Raw genomic sequence first — 21538 nt, forward strand, 5'->3', positions numbered from 1 at the left:
GCGAGTTTGTATCTGCATGCGAGTCGCCCGCGTCACGTGCTCGCCGTGGCGCGGCGCCCCGCAAGCCTGATTTTTTCACTATTCCCCCGCAGTGGCGGCCTGCCTGCCGGCCCGTCTGCTCCTCCCATGCCTGCCTGGCTGTGTGTAATTGTTTCAAGTAGAAATGAAACAGTTACATGACTATGCTAGAGTCGTTTCACGCTAGGGAGCGATGTTTTTTCAGCTGACTTTCAGCTCTTGACTCCCCCGGCTATGTACCGAAACAACCCCGAAAAACGGTCGTCCGGCCTGAGTGTGTCCCACCTCGGCCGGCGCCACAGACTCGCCGTGCCAGCGGCTACTACAAGGATAAGCGATGGATTCGCAGACAACACCCAACACCCCGCGGCGCAGCCGCCGCTCGAAAATCGTCGGTAGCGTCATCGCGCTGGCAGTGATGGGCGCGCTGGGCGGCGGTGCCTGGTACCTGACCCATTCCGGCGCCAGCGCCCAGGGCGGCGCCGGCGCTGGCGGCCCCGGCGGTCCCGGTGGCCCAGGCGGGCCAGGCGGACGCCGCGGCGCGCCCTCGACCACCGTGGGCGTGGCCACGGCCGTGAAGTCCGACCTGCCCGTGGTGCTCGATGCGCTGGGCACGGTGACGGCCGCATCGACCGTGACGGTGCGTCCGCAAGTGTCGGGCATCTTGAAGGAGCTGAAATTCAAGGAAGGCGGCATGGTCAAGGCGGGCCAGGTGGTGGCGCAGATCGACCCGGCGCAGTTCGAGATGGCGTTGATGCAGGCCACGGGCCAGCGCCAGCGCGACGAGGCGCAGCTGGAAAACGCGCGCCTGACCCTGAAGCGCTATCAAACCCTGCTGGGCCAGGATTCCATCGCGCGCCAGGATGTCGACACGCAGGCCGCATTGGTAAAACAGTTGGAAGGCACGGTCATGACGGACCGCGCGGCAGAAGGCACGGCCAGGCTGAACCTGGGCTATACCAGGGTGGTCTCGCCGATCAGCGGCCGCGCGGGCCTGAAGGTGGTCGATATCGGCAACCTGGTGAGCACCAGCGACGCGGGCGGCGTGGTGGTGGTGACGCAGTTGTCGCCCATCGACGTGGAATTCTCCGTGCCACAGGATAAGGTGCAGACCATCCAGGAGCGCCTGAATGGCGGTTCGGCCCTGGCGGCGCTGGCGCTGGACCGCACGCGCACGCATACCCTGGACAAGGGCAGCCTGACGGCGCTCGACAACCAGGTCGACGTGCAGACGGGCACCGTGCGCGCCAAGGCCCGCTACACGAACGACAAGATGGCGCTGTTCCCCAGCCAGTTCGTCAACGTGCGCCTGGAACTGGGCAACATCACGGGCGCCGTGCTGGTGCCCGTCACGGCCTTGCGTCACAGCAATAATGGCGATTTCGTGTATGTGCTGAAAGCGGATAAAACCGTCACCGTGCGCATGGTCACGCGGGGCCAGGCCACCACCGACATGGTGGAAATCCGCGCCGGCCTGGAAGCGGGAGAACAAGTCATCACGGAAGGCGCCGACCGCCTGAAGGAAGGCGCGAAGGTCATGCTGGCGGGCGACAAGCCGGCCATGGGCGGCGCGGCAGGTGGCGAACGCCGCCACCGCCGCCAGCACGCCGATGGCAGTGGCGGCGCGGCCAGCGCATCGGCCTCCGCATCGGCCAGTGCGCCGGCGACCGCCCCGGCGAAGGGCGCTGCGCAATGAGTCCATCGACGCCGTTCATCCAGCGCCCCGTCGCCACGGCGCTGCTGATGCTGGCCATCGTGCTGGCGGGGCTGGTCGGCTTCAAGTTCCTGCCGCTGGCCGCCTTGCCGCAGGTGGATTTCCCCACCATCCAGGTGCAGACCCTGTACCCGGGTGCCAGTCCGGAAGTCATGGGCCAGACCGTCACGGCGCCGCTGGAGCGCCAGTTCGGGCAGATGTCGGGTCTACAGCGCATGAGTTCCACCAGCGCGGCCGGCGTCTCCCTCATCACCCTGCAATTCACCCTGGGCCAGACCCTGGACGTGGCCGAGCAGGAAGTGCAGGCCGCCATCAACGCGGGCGGCTCGCTGCTGCCGACCGATTTGCCGGCGCCGCCCGTGTACGCGAAGATCAACCCGGCCGACGCGCCCGTGCTGACGCTGGCCATCACGTCGGACACGATGCCGCTGACGCAGGTGCAGAACATCGTCAACACGCGCCTGGCGCTGAAGATCAGCCAGGTCAATGGCGTGGGCCTCGTCTCGCTGTCGGGCGGCCAGCGTCCCGCCGTGCGCATCCAGGGCGACACCAAATTGCTGGCCTCGTACGGCCTGGGCCTCGACAGCCTGCGCACGGCCATCGCGGCGGCCAACGTCAACAGCGCCAAGGGCAGTTTCGACGGCCCCACGCGCTCGTTCACCATCAACGCCAACGACCAGCTGGTGACGGCGGAAGATTACAAGCGCCTGATCATCACCTATAAAAACGGCGCGCCCGTGCGCCTGGCTGACGTGGCCAATGTCGTCGACAGCGCGGAAAACACGCGCCTCGGTGCCTGGTCGGGCAAGCAGCCGGCCATCATCCTGAACGTGCAGCGCCAGCCCGGCGCCAACGTCATCAAGACGGTGGACGCCATCAAGGCCCTGTTGCCCGACCTGCAGGCCAGCCTGCCGGCGGCCATGAAGCTCGACGTGCTGAGCGATCGTACGACGGGCATCCGCGCCTCCGTCGAACACGTGGAAATGGAACTATTATTGTCCGTGCTGCTGGTGGTGCTGGTGATCTTCGCCTTCCTGCACAGCCTGCGCGCCACGGTGATCGCCAGCCTGTCCGTGCCGATTTCGCTGATCGGCGCCTGCGGCGTCATGTATCTGCTCGGCTACAGCCTGAACAATCTGTCGCTGATGGCCTTGACCATCGCCACGGGCTTCGTCGTCGATGACGCCATCGTCATGATCGAAAACATCGCCCGCTACATCGAGGAGGGCGAAACGCCGATGGCCGCCGCGCTGAAAGGCGCGTCGCAGATCGGTTTTACCATCATCTCGCTGACGGTGTCCCTGATCGCCGTGCTGATTCCCCTGCTGTTCATGGGCGACGTGGTGGGCCGGCTGTTCCGCGAATTTGCCATGACCCTGGCCATCACGATCCTGATTTCCGCTGTGGTCTCGCTGACCCTGGTGCCGATGATGTCGGCGCGCTGGCTGAAAAGCCACGCCGATGAAAAAATCAGCGCCACGGGCCAGCGCATCCAGGCTTTCCTCGACAAGGTCATCCATCAGTACGACCTTGCGCTCGTTTGGGTGCTGAAACGCCAGGGACTGACCCTGCTCGTGGCCCTGGCCACCTTGCTGCTGACCGTCGTCCTGTATATCACCATCCCCAAAGGCCTGTTCCCCACGCAGGACACGGGCCAGCTGCAGGCGCGCATCGAAACCTCGCAAGCCGTCTCGTACGCGCGCATGGCCGCCTTGCAGCAAGCGGCCGCCAGCGCGCTGCTGGAAGACCCCGCTGTCGATACCTTGAGTTCCCTCGTCGGCGTCGATGCGGCCAACAACACCATGCTGCACACGGGCAGCATGCTGATCAACCTGAAGCGCCCGCGCAGCGGCAGCCAGGACGAGATCATGGAACGCCTGCGCAACCGCGTGGCCCAGGTGGCCGGCGTGACCCTGTATCTGCAGCCGACGCAGGATCTGACCATCGATGCGGAATCGGGGCCGACGCAATACCGCGTCTCGCTCGAAGGGGCCGACACGGCCACCGTCACCGAGTGGGCCGGCAAGCTGGCCGCCCGCATGCGCGAGCAATCGCAGTTGCGCAACGTCGTCACGGATGCGGGCGCCACGGGCGCCGCCGTCACGGTGGCGATCGACCGCGACAGCGCCGCGCGCATGTCGGTGACCACGGCCACCGTCGACGACGCGCTGTACAACGCCTTCGGGCAGCGCATCATCTCGACGATTTTCACGGAAACCAACCAGTACCGCGTGATCCTTGAGGCGCAACCGGGCATCGTCACCACGCCGGCCGACCTGTCGGACCTGCAGGTGCGCACGGGTTCCGGCAAGTCGACGCCGCTGTCCGCCTTTGCCAGCGTCAGCGAAAAACAGGCGCCGCTGCAGATCACGCACGTGGCGCAATACCCGGCCACGACCCTGGGCTTCGATACGACGCAAGGCGTGGCGCTGGGCAGCGCCGTCGACGCCATCCGCCAGGCGGCGAAGGACATCGCCTTGCCGCCATCGGTGACCTTGACCTTCCTCGGTGCGGCCGGCGCGTATGAAAACTCGCTGTCGAATCAGCTGTGGCTCATTCTGGCCGCCGTCGTCTGCGTCTACATCGTGCTGGGCGTGCTGTACGAAAGCTACATCCATCCGCTGACGATCCTGTCGACCCTGCCGTCGGCCGGCGTGGGCGCCTTGCTGGCGCTGATGATCTCGGGCCAGGACCTGGGCGTGATCGGCATCATCGGCATCATCCTCTTGATCGGCATCGTGAAAAAGAACGCCATCATGATGATCGACTTCGCCATCGAGGCCGAGCGCGACGAGGAAAAAGCCCGCAGGAAGCCATCCACCAGGCGGCGCTGCTGCGTTTCCGCCCGATTTTGATGACGACCCTGGCGGCCCTGTTCGCGGCCGTGCCGCTGATGCTGGGCTGGGGCGAGGGCGCCGAGCTGCGCCGTCCGCTGGGCCTGGCCATCTTCGGCGGCCTGATCGTCAGCCAGGTGCTGACCCTGTTTACCACGCCCGTCATCTACCTGGGCTTCGACCGCCTGGGCCAGCGCTTTGCGGGCAAAGGGAAGAACGCTGTCAGTCTCGATAAACCGGGTGCGGGGAGTGCCGCGTGAACCTGTCCGAACCGTTCGTCAAGCGTCCCATCGCCACCGTGCTGCTGACCATCGGCATCGCGCTGGCGGGCGTCGGCGCCTTCTTCGTGCTGCCCGTCTCGCCGCTGCCGCAGGTCGATTATCCGACCATTTCCGTCAGCGCCAGCCTGCCCGGCGCCAGCCCCGCGACCATGGCCACCTCGGTAGCCACGCCGCTGGAGCGGCGCCTGGGCGTGATCTCGGGCGTAAACGAAATGACGTCGTCGTCGGGCACGGGTTCGGCGCGCATCAACCTGCAGTTCGACCTGAACCGCAAGATCGATTCGGCCGCGCGCGAAGTGCAGGCGGCGATTGCCGCCGCGCGTGTGGACTTGCCGGCCACCTTGCGCAGCAACCCGACCTACCGCAAGGCCAATCCGTCCGACGCGCCCGTGATCATCCTGGCGCTGACGTCGAAAACGCGCACGCCGGGCCAGATCTACGATGCCGTGTCGAACCTGGTGCAGCAAAAGGTGGCGCAAGTGAAGGGCGTGGGCGACGTGGAACTGGGCGGCGGTTCGCTGCCGGCCGTGCGCGTGGAACTGCTGCCGTATCAGCTCAATCACTATGCCGTGTCGATGGAGGACGTGCGCGCCGCCATCCAGGCCAGCAACGCCAACCGGCCGAAAGGGGCGATTTCCGGCGACGAGCGCAGCCTGCAGATCTATTCGGGCGCGGCGACGGCTTCGGGCGGACGCAGCGCGGCCGACTACCGCAGCCTGGTCGTGGCCTGGCGCGACGGTGCCGCCATCCGCCTCGACGACGTGGCCGAGGTGGTCGACGGCGTGGAGAACAACAACACCCTGGGCCTGTTCAATGGCGACCCGGCCGTCATCGTGCTGATCACGCGCCAGCCGGGCGCCAACGTCATCGCCACCGTCGACGGCGTGCGCGCGCTGCTGCCGCAACTGCAGGCGCAGCTGCCGGGCGACATCAAGCTGCAGGTGGCGTCCGACAGCACCAATTCCATCCGCTCGTCGCTGCACGAGATCGAATTCACCCTGATCCTGTCGATCGTGCTCGTCGTGCTGGTGGTCAGCGCCTTTTTGCGCAGCGTGCGCGCCACCATCATTCCCGCCGTGGCCACCATCGTTTCCCTGCTGGGCACCTTCGGCGTGATGTACATGCTGGGTTTCAGCCTGAACAACCTGTCCCTGATGGCGCTGACGGTGGCCACGGGCTTCGTCGTCGACGACGCCATCGTGGTGCTGGAAAACACCCAGCGCCACATCGAGGCGGGCATGGACCGCTTCAAGGCGGCCCTGCTGGGCGCGCGCGAAGTGGGCTTTACCGTGCTGTCGATCAGCCTGTCGCTGGTGGCCGTCTTCATTCCGCTGCTGTTCATGGGCGGGCAGGTGGGGCGCTTGTTCCGCGAGTTTGCCGTGACCCTGTCGGCCGCCGTGATGATTTCGCTGGTGATCTCGCTCACGACCACGCCGATGATGTGCGCCTGGCTGCTGAAAAGCGGCCAGCAGCACCAGCCGCCTGGCCGGGTCGCGCGCTGGTTCGAACGGGGCTTCGAGCGCATGCTGAAAGTCTACGAGCACTGCCTGGACTGGGCGCTGTCGAGCGCCGCGCTGGTGATGACCATCCTCGTCTTCGTCGTCGGCTTGAACGTCTACCTGTTCGCGGCCGCGCCCAAGGGCTTCTTCCCGCAGCAGGACACGGGCCAGATCAACGGCGGCATGCGCGCCGACCAGAGCATCTCGTTCCAGGCCATGCAGAGTAAATTGCGCCAGCTGGTCGACATCATCAAGGACGATCCGGCCGTCGCCACCGTCGTGGGGTTTACGGGCGGCGGACGGGCAGGGGGCGGCTTCATGTTCATCGACCTGAAACCCGCGTCGCAGCGCACGGACAAGGGGCAAGCCGTGATCGCGCGCCTGCGTCCGCAACTGGCCAAGGTGACGGGCATTTCGCTGTTCCTCAACCCCGTGCAGGATTTGCGCATGGGCGGGCGCTCGAGCAATTCCACGTACCAGTACACCCTGATCAGCGACAACCAGGCCGACCTGAAGAAATGGGCGGCGAAGCTGGCCGACCAGATGAAACTGCAGCCGGCCCTGATCGACGTCGACACGGACCAGGCGGAAAACGGCGTGGAAACCTTTGTCACCATCGACAAGGACCGCGCCACGCAGCTGGGCGTGCAAGTGAAGGATATCGACAATGCGCTGTACAACAGCTTCGGCCAGCGCCAGGTGGCGACCATCTACGATGAGCTGAACCAGTACCACGTGATCATGGAAGTGGCGCCCCGCTATGCGCAAAGCCCGGAAGCGCTGCGCTCCGTGTATGTGCCGGCGTCGAATGCGGCGGCCGTCGCCGCCACCAGCACGGCGACGGCGACCGCCAGCGTTGCCGCGACAGCGTCCAACACGACGGCGGCGCGCGATCCGTCCAGCGGCTCGGCCCTGTCCACCACCCTGGCGCACATGGTGCCGCTGTCGTCGTTCAGCAGCTTTGCGGAAAGCTCGACGGCCACGTCGATCAACCACCAGGGCGGGGAACTGGCGACCACCGTGTCGTTCAACCTGGCCGACGGCTATCCGCTCAGCGACGGGCAGGCTGCCGTGGCCCAGGCGGAGTCGGAAATCGGCATGCCGGTCAACGTGCGCGGCAGCTTCCAGGGTTCGGCGAAGAGCGCGCAGGACAGCAACAAGGAGCAGCCGCTCTTGATCCTGGCGGCCATCGTGGTGATCTACATCGTGCTGGGCATCCTGTACGAAAGCCTGATCCATCCCGTCACCGTGCTGTCGACCTTGCCGTCGGCAGGGGTGGGCGCCGTGCTGGCCTTGCTGCTGTTCCGCATGGAGTTTTCCATCATCGCCCTGATCGGCGTGTTCCTGTTGATCGGTATCGTCAAGAAAAATGCTATATTGATCATCGACTTCGCGCTGGAGGCCGAGCGTTCGCGCGGACTGACAGCCGTGGAAGCGGTGCGCGAGGCATGTCTGCTGCGTTTCCGCCCCATTCTGATGACCACCCTGGCGGCGGCGCTTGGCGCCTTGCCGCTGGCGATCGGTTTCGGCGAGGGGTCAGAGCTACGCCAGCCCTTGGGGGTCGCCATCATCGGCGGCCTGATCGCCAGCCAGTTACTCACATTGCTGACCACCCCGGTGGTCTACATCCTGCTCGACAAGCTGCGCACGCGCAGCGCCGACGAGCAGCAATTGAGCCGCATTCCTGGGCCAGATAACCCGAGCACACAATCATGAAGCAAGTAAAACCTATTTCTTCCGCCATTCCCGCACGCCGCCTGCTGGCCGTGGCTGCTGCCGTCCTGCTGGCCGGCTGCGCCGTCAGCCCCGCGTATGAAACGCCGACGGCCGCCGCGCCGCAAACGTTCAAGGAGGCGGCCGGCTGGCAGCCTGCCGCGCCGGCCGACACCCTGGAGCGGGGCCCGTGGTGGACCCTGTTCGGCGACGCGCAGCTGAACCAGCTGGCCGAAGGCATCGACATATCAAACCAGAACGTGGCGGCCGCCATCGCGTCGTACGAGCAGGCGCGCGCGCTGGTGCGCGAACAGCGCGCTTCGCTGTTCCCCACCGTGAACCTGACGGGCAGCGGCGCCCGCTCCGGTGGCGGGGGCGAGCAGCAGACGAACAACAACTTCAAGGCTGCCATCGGCGCGTCGTGGGAGCCGGACGTGTGGGGCAAGCTGCGCGCCGGCGTGACGGGGGCCGACGCCAGCGCGGCCGCCAGCGCGGCGGACCTGGCCGCCGCGCGCCTGTCGGCGCAGGGCGAGCTGGCCACGAATTACTTTTCGCTGCGCCAGAGCGATGCGCAGATCGCGCTGCTGAACGCCACCATCGATGGCTACAAGCGCGTGCTGGAAATCACCGGCAACCGTTTTAACTCGGGCATCGCCGCGAAGTCCGACCTGCTGCAGGCGCAGACGCAGCTGGCCAATGCGCAGATCGACCTGTCGAGCCAGACGCGCGCCCGCGCGCAGCTGGAACACGCGATCGCCATCCTGTTGGGCAAAGCGCCGTCCGACTTCAGCCTGGCCGTGGCGCCGTGGACCCTGACCGTGCCCGAGGTGCCGCTGGGCGTGCCATCGACCCTGCTGCAGCGCCGCCCAGACATCGCCGCCGCCGAGCGCAGGGTGGCCGTGGCCAACGAGCAGATCGGCATCGCCCGTTCCGCGTATTACCCGAGCCTGAACCTGACGGGATCGTACGGTTCCGGCGCCAGCAAGGTGGGCGACCTGTTCAATGCCTCATCGAGCCTGTGGTCCCTGGGCGTGTCGGCCGCGCAAACCCTGTTCAACGCGGGCGCCACGACGGCCAGCGTGGACGCGGCCAAGGCGGGGCATGAGGCGGCCGTCGCGCGCTACCGCCAGACGGTGCTCAGTGCCTTCGGCGCCGTGGAAGACCAGTTGTCGGCCACGCGCGCGCTGGCCGAGCAGCTGGCCTTGCGCCAGCAGGCGTCGTCGGCCGCCGACCAGGTCGAACAGCAGATGCTGAACCGCTACAACGCGGGCCAGGTCGGCTATACGGACGTGGTGACGGCGCAGGTGACGGCCCTGTCGGCGCGCCGTTCGCTGGTGCAGGCCCAGGCGGACCGCCAGACGACGGCCGTGGCACTGATCCAGTCGCTGGGCGGCGGCTGGCATGTGCCGCAGGCGCAGTAAGGGGCGGCTTGGCGCAGGGTAAAACCCCTGCGCCAAATTCACGTTTTCCTGCGCATCTTGAGTGCTAGAATGCAAGATTATCAATTCCCAGCCTGACGGTCCCGCCGTGGCTGCTTTCTTGCAGACGATGACACGCAGCAAACACAGCAATATGTCCGTTCCCGACGTGGCCACCATCGTCTTTCCCGTGGTGGCCATCGGCGCTTCCGCCGGCGGACTCGATCCCATCGTCGCTTTCCTGGCGAACGTACCGCAGGAAAGCGGCATCGCCTATGTGGTGATCCAGCATCTTGATCCCACGCAAAAAGCCATGCTGCCGGAATTGCTGCAGCGCGCCACCAGCATCCCCGTCGCGGAAATCACGCATCAGTCGGAATTGCGCCCCAATCATATCTACGTGATTCCGTCGAATGCGGACCTGGGCCTGTCCAAGGGCCGATTCGTGCTCAGCGAGCCGGTGCAGCTGCGCGGACACCGGCTGCCCATCAATGCCTTTTTCGAAAGCCTGGCCGCCGAGCTGGGCGAACTGGCCGTCGGCGTGATCTTTTCCGGCATGGGCAGCGACGGCACGCGCGGCTTGCAGGCGATCAAGCAGGCGGGCGGACTGACCCTGGCCCAGCATCCCGATACGGCCAAGTTCGACATGATGCCGCAAAGCGCGATTTCCGCCGAAGTGGTGGATCTCGTCGATTTCCCCGACAAGATGCCGGACAAGATCATCACCTATCTGTTCCGCAGCAGTTTCCTCAGCTTGCCGGGGCATGAACCGAACGGCCGCAATTCCCTGCAGGAAATCGTCGCCTTGCTGTCCGAGCATACGGGCAACAGTTTTACGGATTACAAGATCAACACGGTGCTGCGCCGTATCGAGCGGCGCATGAGCTTGTACCAGATGACGTCGATGGAAGAGTACGTTCCCTACCTGCGCGACAATCCCGCGGAAATCGACTTGCTGTTCAAGGAATTGCTGATCGGCGTGACGAGCTTTTTCCGCGATCCGAAAGTGTGGGAATACCTGAAGATGGTGGTCGTGCCGCAAATGCTGGCGGCCCACCCGGACGGGCGCGCCTTCAAGGCCTGGGTGCCCGCCTGTTCCACGGGCGAGGAAGCGTATTCGCTGGCCATGGTGTTCCATGAAGTGGTGGCCGGCATCAATCCGCCGTCGAAATACAGCCTGCAGATCTTTGCCACCGACCTGTCGGCCGACGCCATCGACCGCGCGCGCCAGGGGCGCTTTCCGCACAGCATCATCAGCGACGTATCCGCCGAACGGCTGGAGCGCTTCTTTATCAATGACAAGAACGGCTACCATGTGAAGAAAGAGATCCGCAACACGATCATCTTCGCCCAGCAAAACATCATTTCGGACCCGCCGTTCACCAAGCTCGACATCTTGTGCTGCCGCAACTTGTTGATCTATCTCAATGCCAAGCTGCAGCAGCGCCTGATTCCCCTGTTTCATTACGCCTTGAACCGCGATGGGATTTTGCTGCTGGGCAGCGCCGATACGCCCGGTCATTTTTCCGAGCTGTTTTCGCCGCTGACCACGTCGACCCGGCTGTACCGCCGCCTCGACAACCTGGCGCGCCAGCGCCTGCCCACGTATTTTCCCACCAAGGTTTCGTTGGCATCCCCCACACCTAGCGACACGAGAGAAGTCAGCATGACCGGAAAGATTCAATCCCATGTCGAGCAATTATTGCTCCAGAAATACTCACCTGCCGCCGCGCTGCTGAACCAGGATGGGGACATCCTGTATATCAATGGCCGTACGGGCGCCTTCCTGGAACCGGCGGCCGGCAAGGCCAACTGGAATATCCACGCCATGGCGCGCGAAGGCTTGCGCTACGAGCTGGCCGGCCTGATCAAGCAGGCGCTGCAGAGCGAAAGCGTGGTGCGCCTGAAGGGCCTGGTCGTCAAGGACCACCTGGGACAATCGCTGGGCGTGGACCTGAGCGCCGAAGCCCTGAGCCAGCCCGAATCCCTGCGGGGCATGGTCTTTGTCACGTTTTCCAGCGTGCCCCTGGTGGCCGAGGCGCGGCGCGGCCGTTCGCCGAACCCCAAGGTGCTGGAACTGGAACAGCAGCTGGCGCAGGCGCGCAATGAGATCCAGGCCGTGCGCGACGAGATGCAGACCTCGCGCGAGGAACTGAAATCGGCCAACGAGGAGTTGCAGTCGACCAATGAAGAGCTGCAGTCGACGAACGAGGAATTGACCACGTCGAAGGAAGAGATGCAGTCGCTCAACGAGGAGTTGTATACGGTCAATGCCGAGCTGCAATCGAAGGTCGATGATTTGTCGCTGGTCAACAGCGACATGAAGAATCTGCTCAACAGCACCGATATCGCCACCATCTTCCTCGACAGCGACTTGCGCATCCGCCGTTTCACGGCGCCGGCCACGCAAATCTATAAGCTGATCCAGACGGACTTGCGCCGTCCGCTCAGCGACATCGTCAACGACCTCGATTATCCGGACCTGGAAGACGATGCGCTCGAAGTCATCCGCAGCCTGGTATTTTGCGAGCGCCAGGTGCCGACCAAGACGGGGCGCTGGTATAACGTGCGCATCATGCCGTACCGCACGATCGAAAACGTGATCGACGGCGTGGTGGTGACCTTCATCAACATCACGGAATCGAAGCTGCTGGAAGCCCAGCTGCGCCAGATGCAGTCGGACGGGGCGGGCGGAGAGAGCGCGCCATGAGCGAACCATTCGACAGCGGTGCCGTGCCTGCCAGGCTGAGAGAGCAGGCCGAGCAATTGGCGGCGGAGCAGCGCCAGGCCGTGCCGCCGCCGCAGTCGAATGAAGACATGATGCGCCAGCTGCACGAGTTGCAGGTCAGCCAGATCGAGCTGGAAATGCAGAACGCGGCCCTGGCCGAGCTGGAGCAGCTGAAGAATGAATTTGAAAGCAGCCGCGACCGTTATGCGGAACTGTACGAGCAGGCGCCCGTCAGCTATTTTTCGCTGGCGTGCGATGGCGTCGTCACGCGTGTCAACGTGGCCGCTTGCGGCTTGCTGCAGCGCGACAAGAACCAGCTGCTGGGGCGGCGCTTCGAGCAATTCGTCGCGCCCCATGCACAGGGCCGCTTCCGGCGTTTCCTCGACGCCGTCTTCAACAGCGGTGCGCGCCAGGTGCTCGAAGCGCAGCTGTTCGAAGCGGAGGCGGGCGGCACGGGCGGCATGGGCATGGTGCGCATCGAGGCCAATTTCGACGCGGCCAGCGCCACGGCGCGCATGCTGGTGACGGACCTGGGCGACGAGCACGCGCGCGAATCGGCCTTGCGGCGCGCCTTCGTCATTCTCGACAGCATACGCGAAGGCGTGCTGGTGACGGACAGCGACAACCGTATCATTTCCGTCAACCCCGCCTTCACCACCATCACCGGCTACCAGGCGGAGGAAGCCATCGGACGCGACCCGTCCTTCCTCGGCGGCGGCACGCATTTGCCGCAGTTTTATGAAGCCATGTGGCGCAGCCTGCACCAGGATGGCAGCTGGTATGGCGAGCTGGTGAACCGGCGCAAGAATGGCGAGCGCTTCGTCGAATCGCTGTCGATCACGCCCATGCGCAGCCAGGACGGCGCCATCAGCCATTTTGTCGGCGTGTTTTCCGATATCACCGAACGCAAGCTGGCCGAGGCGGACCTGCGCGAACTGCACCGCGAGCTGGACCAGCGGGTCGTCGACCGCACGGCCGAACTGCTGCGGGCCAACCAGCACCTGCAGCTGGAAGTGCACCAGCGCGAGCGGGCGCAGGAAGCCTTGCGCGATGCCGAGCGTTTCTTTCATGCCACCATCGATTCGCTGACGGACCGCGTGCTGGTGCTGGACCAGGCGGGCAGCATCGTGCATGCCAACCAGGCTTGCCTGGCCTTCGTCGGGCAAATCCCGCGGCCGCTGAACTACCTGGAATTTTGCGAGATGGACCCGCGCTGGCAGCGCAGCGCCGGACGCGAGCTGGCCGCCGGCATCCGCTCCGTCATTGCCGGCACCGCCGACGCATTTGCGCTCGAATACGAATTTACCACGCGCTCAGGTCCCCGCTGGTCGCAGGCCAGGATCAGCCGTTTTCTGGGCGAAGGGCCGCTGCGCGTGGTGGTGGCGCACACGGACATCACGGAACGCAAGCTGATGGATAGCGCCTTGCGCCAGTCGCACGCCCAGCTGCGCCAGCTGGCGCTGCACCTGGAAACGGCCAAGGAAGACGAGCGCAAGCGCATTTCGCGCGATATTCACGATGAGCTGGGGCAAAACCTGCTGGCGCTGCGCATCGACATTTCCATGCTCAGCGCGCGCACCGAGGGTTCCCATCCGCGCCTGCACCGCCGCGTCGGCGCCGTGCTCAGCAATGTAGACACCACCATCAAGAGCGTGCGCGGCATCATGAACGAGCTGCGCCCGATGGCCCTGGACTTGGGCTTGCAGGCCGCCATCGAATGGCAGGTGGGCGATTTCCGCAAGCGCAGCGGTGTCGCCTGCCGCCTGCTGATCCGCGACGAGGCCCTGTTTGCCGCCATCGGCAGCCAGGCCGAGATCGTGCTGTTCCGCATCGTGCAGGAAGCGCTCAGCAACGTCATGCGGCACGCCCAGGCCAGCCAGGTCGAGATCGAGCTCAGTTCGGATGCCTGCGCCGTGTACGTGGCCATCAGCGACAACGGCATCGGCATCACGCCGCAGCAGCAGCGCAAGAAACAGTGTTTTGGCCTGATCGGCATCGCCGAGCGGGTGACGGCGCTGGGCGGGCATTTCGAGGTGGGCTTGCCCGCGTCGGGTGCCGGCTGCCGGCTGGCATTGCAGATTCCGCTGCACGGCATGGGGCGTCCGTCCGCCTGATACAGAAATTGCAATGGGTCAATTTTTGCCGACCCAGGCCCCTTGGACAGGCTATACTTTCGCCTGCTATTCATGGAGGGGCATATCTTGTTCAAAACAATCGTTTTACCAGTCGCCTTACTGGGCGCGTTCGCCGGCGCACACGCCGACGAAGGGCAGTGGCAACCACACCAGCTGCCACAGCTGAAAGCCGAACTCAAACGGGTCGGCATCGACATTCCTGCAGAAAAACTCGCCGACCTGAGCAAGCACCCGATGAGCGCCATCGTGTCGCTGGGCGGCTGCTCGGCCGCTTTCGTCTCCGACGCGGGCCTGGTGGTGACGAACCATCACTGCGCGTATGGCGCCGTGCAGCGCAATTCCACGCCGGAACACAATTACATCACCAACGGCTTCCTGGCCAAGACGCGCGCTGGCGAGCTGCCGGGCGGTCCGAACAGCCTGGTGTATGTGACGGACAAGGTGGAAAACGTCAGCGAGCGCGTGCTGAAAGGCTTGACGGCCGACATGAGCGGCCGCGCGCGCCACGAAGCCGTGGAAAAGCGCATCAAGGACCTGATCGCCGAATGCGAGACGGATAAGATGTACCGCTGCTCCGTGCCAGCCTTCCACCGCGGCCTCGAGTACTACCGCATCCGCCAGATGATGATACGCGACGTGCGCCTCGTGTACGCGCCATCGGACAAGATCGGCAACTTCGGCGGCGACACCGACAACTACGAATGGCCGCGCCACACGGGCGATTACTCGTTCCTGCGCGCCTACGTGGGCAAGGATGGCCGTCCGGCCGACCCGTCGCCCGACAACGTGCCGTACAAGTCGAAGGACTTCCTGGTGGTCTCGGCCGAAGGCTTGAAGGCCGGCGACGGCATCTTGCTGGCGGGCTATCCCGGTCGCACCAGCCGCTACAAGCTGCCGGCGGAAATCCGCTTCGCGCGCGATACGGCCTTCCCCCTGAAAGTATCCGAACTGCAAGCTGACCTGGCCGTGATGGCCGACGCCACGCAGGGCGATGCCGCCTCCGCCGTGCGCTACGCCAGCGTGGTGAAAAGCATCAACAACGTGCTGAAGAAAACCCAGGGCTTGCTCGACGGTTTCGCCCGCAAGGACATCGCCGCCATCAAGGATGGACAGGACGCCGAGTTCCGCGCCTGGTACGCCAAGCAGCCGAACGTGTCGGCCACCCTGCTGGCCGAACTGGACGCGGCGATCGCCAGCGACATGGCCCTCAGCGAAGAAGAGTTCGCCTGGACGGTGGCCACCAACAGCGATCTGCTGAAAAGCGCGCGCACCGTCTACCGCCTGTCGCAAGAGCGCCAGAAGCCGGACGCCGAGCGCGAATCGGGCTTCCAGCAGCGCGACCTGGCCTTCATCAAGGCCCGTCTGACGCGCCTGGAACAGTCGTATGTCAACAAGGTCGACCAGGCGCGTTTTGAAGCCGGCCTGAAGCGTTATGCCCAGCTGGCGGCGAAGAGCCACCCGCAAGGCCTGGACGCGCTGCTGCCGGCCCCAGGCGCCGTGGCGGCCCTGTACCAGCAGACGCAACTGGCTGACACGGCCAAGCGCCTGGCCTGGCTGGAAAAGGACCAGGCTGCCGTGGCCCAGTCCGACGACGCCTTCATGCAGCTGGCCGTCAAGCTGCAGCCCGTGGAACTGGCGCTGGAAGAGCGCCGCAAGGAAATCGACGGCAACCTGGAACGCGTGATTCCGCAATACATGCAAGCCGTGATCGCCTGGAAGAAATCGCAAGGCAAGCCGGTGTATCCTGACGCCAACTCGACCCTGCGCGTGACCTACGGCACCGTCGCGCCGTATTCGCCGCGCGACGGCATCACCAAGGGGCCGTTCACGACCGTGGAAGGCATCGTCGAGAAAGTCACGGGCAAGGCCCCGTTCGAAGCGCCGCAAGGCTTGATCGACGCCGTCAAGCAAAAACGCTACGGCCAGTTCCGCGACCCGGCCCTGGGCACGGTGCCCGTCAACTTCCTCACCAGCGCGGACACCACGGGCGGCAATTCCGGCTCGGCCGTGATGAACAAGCGTGGCGAGCTGATCGGCCTGAACTTCGATTCGACGTATGAATCGATCACCAAGGACTGGTACTTCGACACGGCCATCACGCGCGCCATCCACCTCGACATCCGCTACATGCTGTGGGTGATGAAGGAAGTGGACCACGCGGATAATTTGCTGCAGGAAATGACGATCAAGTATCCCAAGTCTGTGAAAACTGCCAACAAGTAAGCTTCAGCTTGCATTAGCGCAAAGCCGCATCCGCCCCGGGGCCGATGCGGCTTTTTTGCGTATGGTCAACTGGTTTGAGTTCCATCAATATGCCAGCGTCCGCCATGGTTAGCATGGACCAGGGAAACTATGCGATGGAGGCAATATGGATGATGGCGAGCTGGCAGCCGATCTTGCGCGCCTTTTCGGCGCGGGCAGACAAGTTCAGGACAGCCGCTTGCTGCGCATGGATTTTCCGTGCGAGGACGGTCCGCCCGACACCGCGCTGCTGGTCAACAGCTTGCGGGCACACGAGGAAATGTCACGCGACTTCCGCTTCGACGTCGAAGTGCTGTCCGACAATCTCCACGTTCCCCTGACGGCGATGATGGGACGCATGGTCACGATTTCGATGGTGCGCGATGACGGCAGCTTGCGCTATTTTAATGGTTACGTCGGCGAATTTCGCCTGTTGCGCAGCGATGGCGGTTTCGCCTTCTACCAGATGGTGCTGCAACCCTGGCTGGCGTTGTCCAGGCTGCGCATGGACAACGTTTCGTTCCACGAACGCACGGTCATCGACATCAGTGAAACGACCTTCAATCATTATTTGCAGCGCGACTGGCAAAACCGGCTGCATGAGGAAAAAGCGATATTAAGCTGCGCCAACCAGCATAATGAAACCGATTACAACCATCTGCACCGGCGCTGGGAAGACCAGGGTATCCATTACTGGTATGAACATCGCGCCGACGGCCATACGCTCTGTCTGGGCGACAATACCTGGCTGAGCGACAGCATCGATCCAGGCGACGGCCATGCCAGCGAAGCCGACGAGATGGTGTTTTGCAGCGGCGCCGGCTCGCTGGAGCGCGACGGCATACGCGATTGGCAGGCAATACGCAAGATCGCCTCAGGCTCGCTCACGCTGGCCAGCTTCAACTACAAGCATCCGTATGCCAGCCGCGCCAGCGGCTATGCGCTGCACCAGCAGGGCGACGTGTTTGCCCATGAACTGTATCAAAACACCGGCTATGGCTATGCCGGCATGGGCGACGGCGAAGCGCTGGCGCAACGCCGCCTGGAGGAGCAGAACTGCCAGGCGCAATACTTCGAAGCGGGCGGCAATCACCGCTGCGCCCAGGCCGGGCGCAGTTTCACGCTGGGCGGACACTTCAGCGCCCAGCAATCCATGCCGGCCAGAGGTGAGGCGGCGCGCCCGGACATCGGCGCGCGCGAATACCTGATCCTGTCGGTCGATCACGTCGCCAGCAACAATTACCAGGCAGGCACGGGCGCGAAGTCGCATTATGAAAACCGGTTTAACTGCATCCGCAAGAGCATCCGCTGGTATCCGGGGCGGCAGTTCAACAGCACACCTTGCGCCTTGCCCGGCGTGCAGACGGCGATCGTCACCGGGCCGGCAGGCGAAACCATCCATACCGACGGGCTGGGCCGGGTGAAGGTGCAATTTCACTGGGACCGGCTGGGCAAGTTCGACGCGGGCAGTTCGCCATGGATCCGGGTCATGACGCCATGGGCGGGCCAGGCGTTCGGCCAGATCGCGCTGCCGCGCATCGGCCAGGAAGTGCTGATCCAGTTTCTCGACGGCAATATCGACCGTCCCGTCATCGTCGGTGCTGTGTACAACGGCAACCATGCGCCGCCGTGGAATTTGCCGGGGCAACGCATGCTGGGCGGCTGGCGCAGCGCCGAGCTGATGCCTGGCGGCGGCTGCGGCGTGCGCGGCAACCAGCTGGTGCTCGACGACACGCACCAGCGCATCCAGGCGCAACTGAAAAGCGATCATCAGCACAGCCAATTGTCGCTCGGCTGCATCAGCCGCATCGAAGACGCCGGCGGGCGCAAGGATGCGCGTGGCGAGGGCTGGGAACTGGCGTCAGACGCCTGGGGCGTGGCGCGGGCCGGGCGCGGCATGTTGCTGACCACCGAAGCGCGCCCTGGCGCCGCCTCGCATATCAAGAGCATGGATGAAACCTTGCGCCGGTTGGCCGAGGCTGCTGAGCGGCACAAGGCGCTTGCCGCCCTGGCGCAGCATTACGGCGCGCAAGAAAGCGCCGCCCAGCAGGGTGCCGCCGCCGATGTGCTCAATGCCCAGCATGCCGCGATCAAGGGCGGTGCCGGCAGTGGCGAAAGCGCATTTCCCGAACTATCCAAGCCGCATCTGGTGCTGGCCAGTCCGGCCGGTATCGAAACGACGACCGCGCAATCGACGCACATCGCCAGCGCCGAGCACACTGCGCTGACGTCCGGGCGCGACCTGTCGCTGGCGGCCGGCGGCGGCCTGTTCGCCAGCATCGGCGCGGCGTTCCGCCTGTTCGTCCACAAGGCTGGCATGAAACTGATCGCCGCAGCTGGCCCGGTGCAGATCGCGGCGCAAACCGATACGGTCGATATCGTCGCCAACAAGGTGCTGGAATTGATCAGTCAGACGGACTGGGTGAATATTCGCGGCCGCAAAGGCGTGCGCCTGCATGGCGCCAATTGCATGCTTGAAATTAGCGACAAGGTACAGTTTTTTACCGCGTCGCCGACGCTGTTCCATGGAAACCTGGAAACCTTGGCCCCCAAGAACCGGCCGCAACCGGAGCAGGAGCCGCCCATCGCGCCGGCAGCGGGGCAGTTGCAGCATACGATACAGGCCCATGCGGATGGCGGGCAATACGCGCAGGTGCCGTACACGCTGTACAACGGGGAAGCCGAAGTCGAGCAAGGCCTGACCGACGAATTCGGCCGCATCCTGATCGCGCATCAGGATGGCACGCCGCGCTACCGTGTCGTCCTTGGCAATGGCGAAGAGTTTTCATTGCAAGCGAGCGCACGCTTCGACCCGGACGCGGCGCCGGACGGCGAACACAAGCTGTCGAACCGCGGTTGGCGCGCGTTCGACGACACGGCCGACGGCCGCGGGGTTCAATGATGCACGACACTGACTGGAGAGCGCCATGCCGGAATCGAGCGGCCGCATCGAAACCACCCATATCGACGAAGTCGGACGGACTGCGACCAGTTCGCTTCAGTGGCTGCTGGAAAACCGCAACCTGAAGGGCAAGGCCACTCATCCGATTACGCATAACAACAAGCTGACACTGTTCATCTGCGGACAGGAAGGGTTCGCCGACATCGCCAGCGAGATCGCCAAGGCTAAACATTCGATCGACCTGTGCTGCTGGGGTTTCGACCCGGGCATGGAACTGGTGCGCGGCAGCAGCGCCACTTGGCCGCGGGGCGAAACGTTTGGCGACTTGCTGATCGCCGCCGCACGGCGTCATGTCAGGGTGCGCCTGCTGATCTGGCATGACCGGATCGGTTCGCCGATGGTGCGCAATATGCCGGGCTATTCGCACGGCACCTCATCATGGAAAACCGATGGACAACGCTTTGATGACATCAGCGCCAAAGCCAGCCTGGCGATGTTGCACGATGCTGTCCAAAAAAGAAACATATTTTAGGCAACGGTTATTGGGGCGAGTACGTCCGGCCCGAGGATATGCCGATGATGGCGCGTGAAGAATATTGTCACAGCTGGTATGCGGCCGCGTTCAAGGGCCTGTTTGGCGGCCTGGAGATCCGCTTGCGGCACGGCGACAGCGGCGCGATCGGCAAGAGTATCGCGACCGAAATAAACCAGCCGCACGGCTTGACGATGGGGGAAATCGAGAAGCCCGGCATGCAATATCTGGGCACGCACCACCAGAAGCCGGTCCTGATCGATTTCGCCCACGAAGAGGGGGCCAAGGCCGTCGGTTATGTGATGGGCCTGAACTCGGTGACCGATTATTGGGACACGACGGCCCATCTGCTCGACGATACGCGCCGCGAACAGGGCGGCGTCAACGAGCGGCGCGAGTGTGTGCAGGGAATGGCCGCGGACGGCGGGTTCTCCACGCTGAAACCGTACCAGGATTATGCCTGCCGCATCGACGGCGGCCGTGCGCTGATCGCGCTCTACAATAATTTCGTGAAGGCGTGGGATCGCGCGATCGACGACCGCACGCGTTCGGCTTCCAAATCCTGTGTCAGCTGGGAGTTGCCATGTGGCAGGCCACCGGCGCGGCTGTTGGATAAGGCCGAGCCAAGCGACTCCACCGTGCAGATCGTCCTGACGCAGCCCGAGGAGCAGGACAAGACGATCAAGGAAACCTATTTTCGCGCCGTGACCCAGGCCAGCCTGGCGGCCGGCTACCTGTACGTGGAAAACCAGTATTTCCAGTATGAAGAATGGGCCCGGCACTTGCTGGCCGAGCGCAAGAAGGTGGTCGCCGCCTGGAAGGCCGGAAGCCTGAAAGCTGGCAAGACCATGCGTGATATGCCGGTCATGCACGTATTCATCGTCATTCCCGTGCCGGAGCGCGCGCAGATGGTGCCGCGCACCCACGACACGCTGGCTGCGCTGGGGCAGCATGCCGGCATGACGGGGCAAAACACCATGATCGACGACTACAACAAGCGGCCAAAAACCCGGCGTGTCAGGGCGGGATTCGGCATTTCCACTGAGGCGGAAGTCAAGTTGCCCGACGTGGTGCAGCACTCCAACGGCATCAACAAACCCGGCGTGATGGCGCTCGAAAGCGAATTCGGGCTGAAGGTATCGGTGGCCATGCTCAATGTCAGCGCGTTTGACAAGGACCGCTGGCGCTACCGTGAAATCTACATCCATTCCAAATTGATGCTGGTCGACGACGCGTTCATGACGCTGGGCAGCGCCAATCTGAACCAGCGCAGCATGGCCGTCGACAGCGAAATCAATATCGCCACCGTCGACCACCGCGTGGCCCGCGATTTGCGCAAGCGGGTGTGGCGCATGCATAGCGGGGAACTGGTTGATGGCGGGGGCGGGACGAAGACGGAGATTGTGGATGCTTTTGAAAAGTGGGGAAACTTAATGAAGGCCAATCGGACGAAAAAGCTGGCAAAAAAAGGAGGAGCAAAATTAAAAAAATGATTGGTTTTCTGTTGCCATTAGAAGATAGCC

At 64.2% G+C, this 21538-nt stretch carries 9 protein-coding genes and 1 pseudogene; all 10 read left to right on the forward strand.

Translation table 11 applies throughout. From position 1 onward, the window contains the following. The first annotated feature begins 355 nt into the window (after positions 1-355). The 10 genes and pseudogenes from ACRHIG_RS12570 (at position 356) to ACRHIG_RS12615 (ending at position 21508) form a co-directional block, all read left to right on the forward strand. On the forward strand, positions 356-1714 hold the full coding sequence (locus ACRHIG_RS12570; RefSeq protein WP_489630343.1) for an efflux RND transporter periplasmic adaptor subunit: 1359 nt from the start codon (positions 356-358) through the stop codon (positions 1712-1714). Further along, positions 1711-4826: pseudogene (locus ACRHIG_RS12575) on the forward strand (efflux RND transporter permease subunit). Before ACRHIG_RS12570 ends, ACRHIG_RS12575 begins: the two are co-directional and overlap by 4 nt. Beyond that, on the forward strand, positions 4823-8062 hold the full coding sequence (locus tag ACRHIG_RS12580; protein ID WP_489630344.1) for an efflux RND transporter permease subunit: 3240 nt from the start codon (positions 4823-4825) through the stop codon (positions 8060-8062). Before ACRHIG_RS12575 ends, ACRHIG_RS12580 begins: the two are co-directional and overlap by 4 nt. After that, entirely contained in the window at positions 8059-9480 is a 1422-nt protein-coding gene (locus ACRHIG_RS12585; protein WP_489630345.1) for an efflux transporter outer membrane subunit, read from the forward strand. Before ACRHIG_RS12580 ends, ACRHIG_RS12585 begins: the two co-directional genes overlap by 4 nt. 127 nt (positions 9481-9607) lie before the next feature. Beyond that, a complete protein-coding gene (locus ACRHIG_RS12590) occupies positions 9608-12187 on the forward strand; it encodes a chemotaxis protein CheB (RefSeq protein WP_489630346.1) in 2580 nt (859 codons plus the stop codon). Further along, on the forward strand, positions 12184-14319 hold the full coding sequence (locus ACRHIG_RS12595) for a PAS domain-containing sensor histidine kinase (RefSeq protein ID WP_489630347.1): 2136 nt from the start codon (positions 12184-12186) through the stop codon (positions 14317-14319). The genes ACRHIG_RS12590 and ACRHIG_RS12595 overlap by 4 nt, the downstream gene beginning before the upstream one ends. Positions 14320-14406: 87 nt before the next feature. Next, a complete protein-coding gene (locus ACRHIG_RS12600) occupies positions 14407-16563 on the forward strand; it encodes a S46 family peptidase (protein WP_475415224.1) in 2157 nt (718 codons plus the stop codon). A 145-nt stretch (positions 16564-16708) separates the two neighbouring features. After that, positions 16709-19483, forward strand: coding sequence for a type VI secretion system Vgr family protein (locus tag ACRHIG_RS12605; RefSeq protein ID WP_489630348.1), 2775 nt, complete (start codon positions 16709-16711; stop codon positions 19481-19483). A 25-nt stretch (positions 19484-19508) separates the two neighbouring features. Further along, entirely contained in the window at positions 19509-20015 is a 507-nt protein-coding gene (locus tag ACRHIG_RS12610; protein WP_489630349.1) for a phospholipase D-like domain-containing protein, read from the forward strand. A gap of 44 nt (positions 20016-20059) precedes the next feature. Next, positions 20060-21508 carry a phospholipase D-like domain-containing protein gene (locus tag ACRHIG_RS12615; protein ID WP_489630350.1) on the forward strand — a complete coding sequence of 483 codons (1449 nt, stop codon included), beginning with the start codon at positions 20060-20062 and terminating at the stop codon, positions 21506-21508. Positions 21509-21538 lie beyond the last annotated feature (30 nt).

This window comes from Janthinobacterium sp. C22 (genome assembly GCF_057919405.1).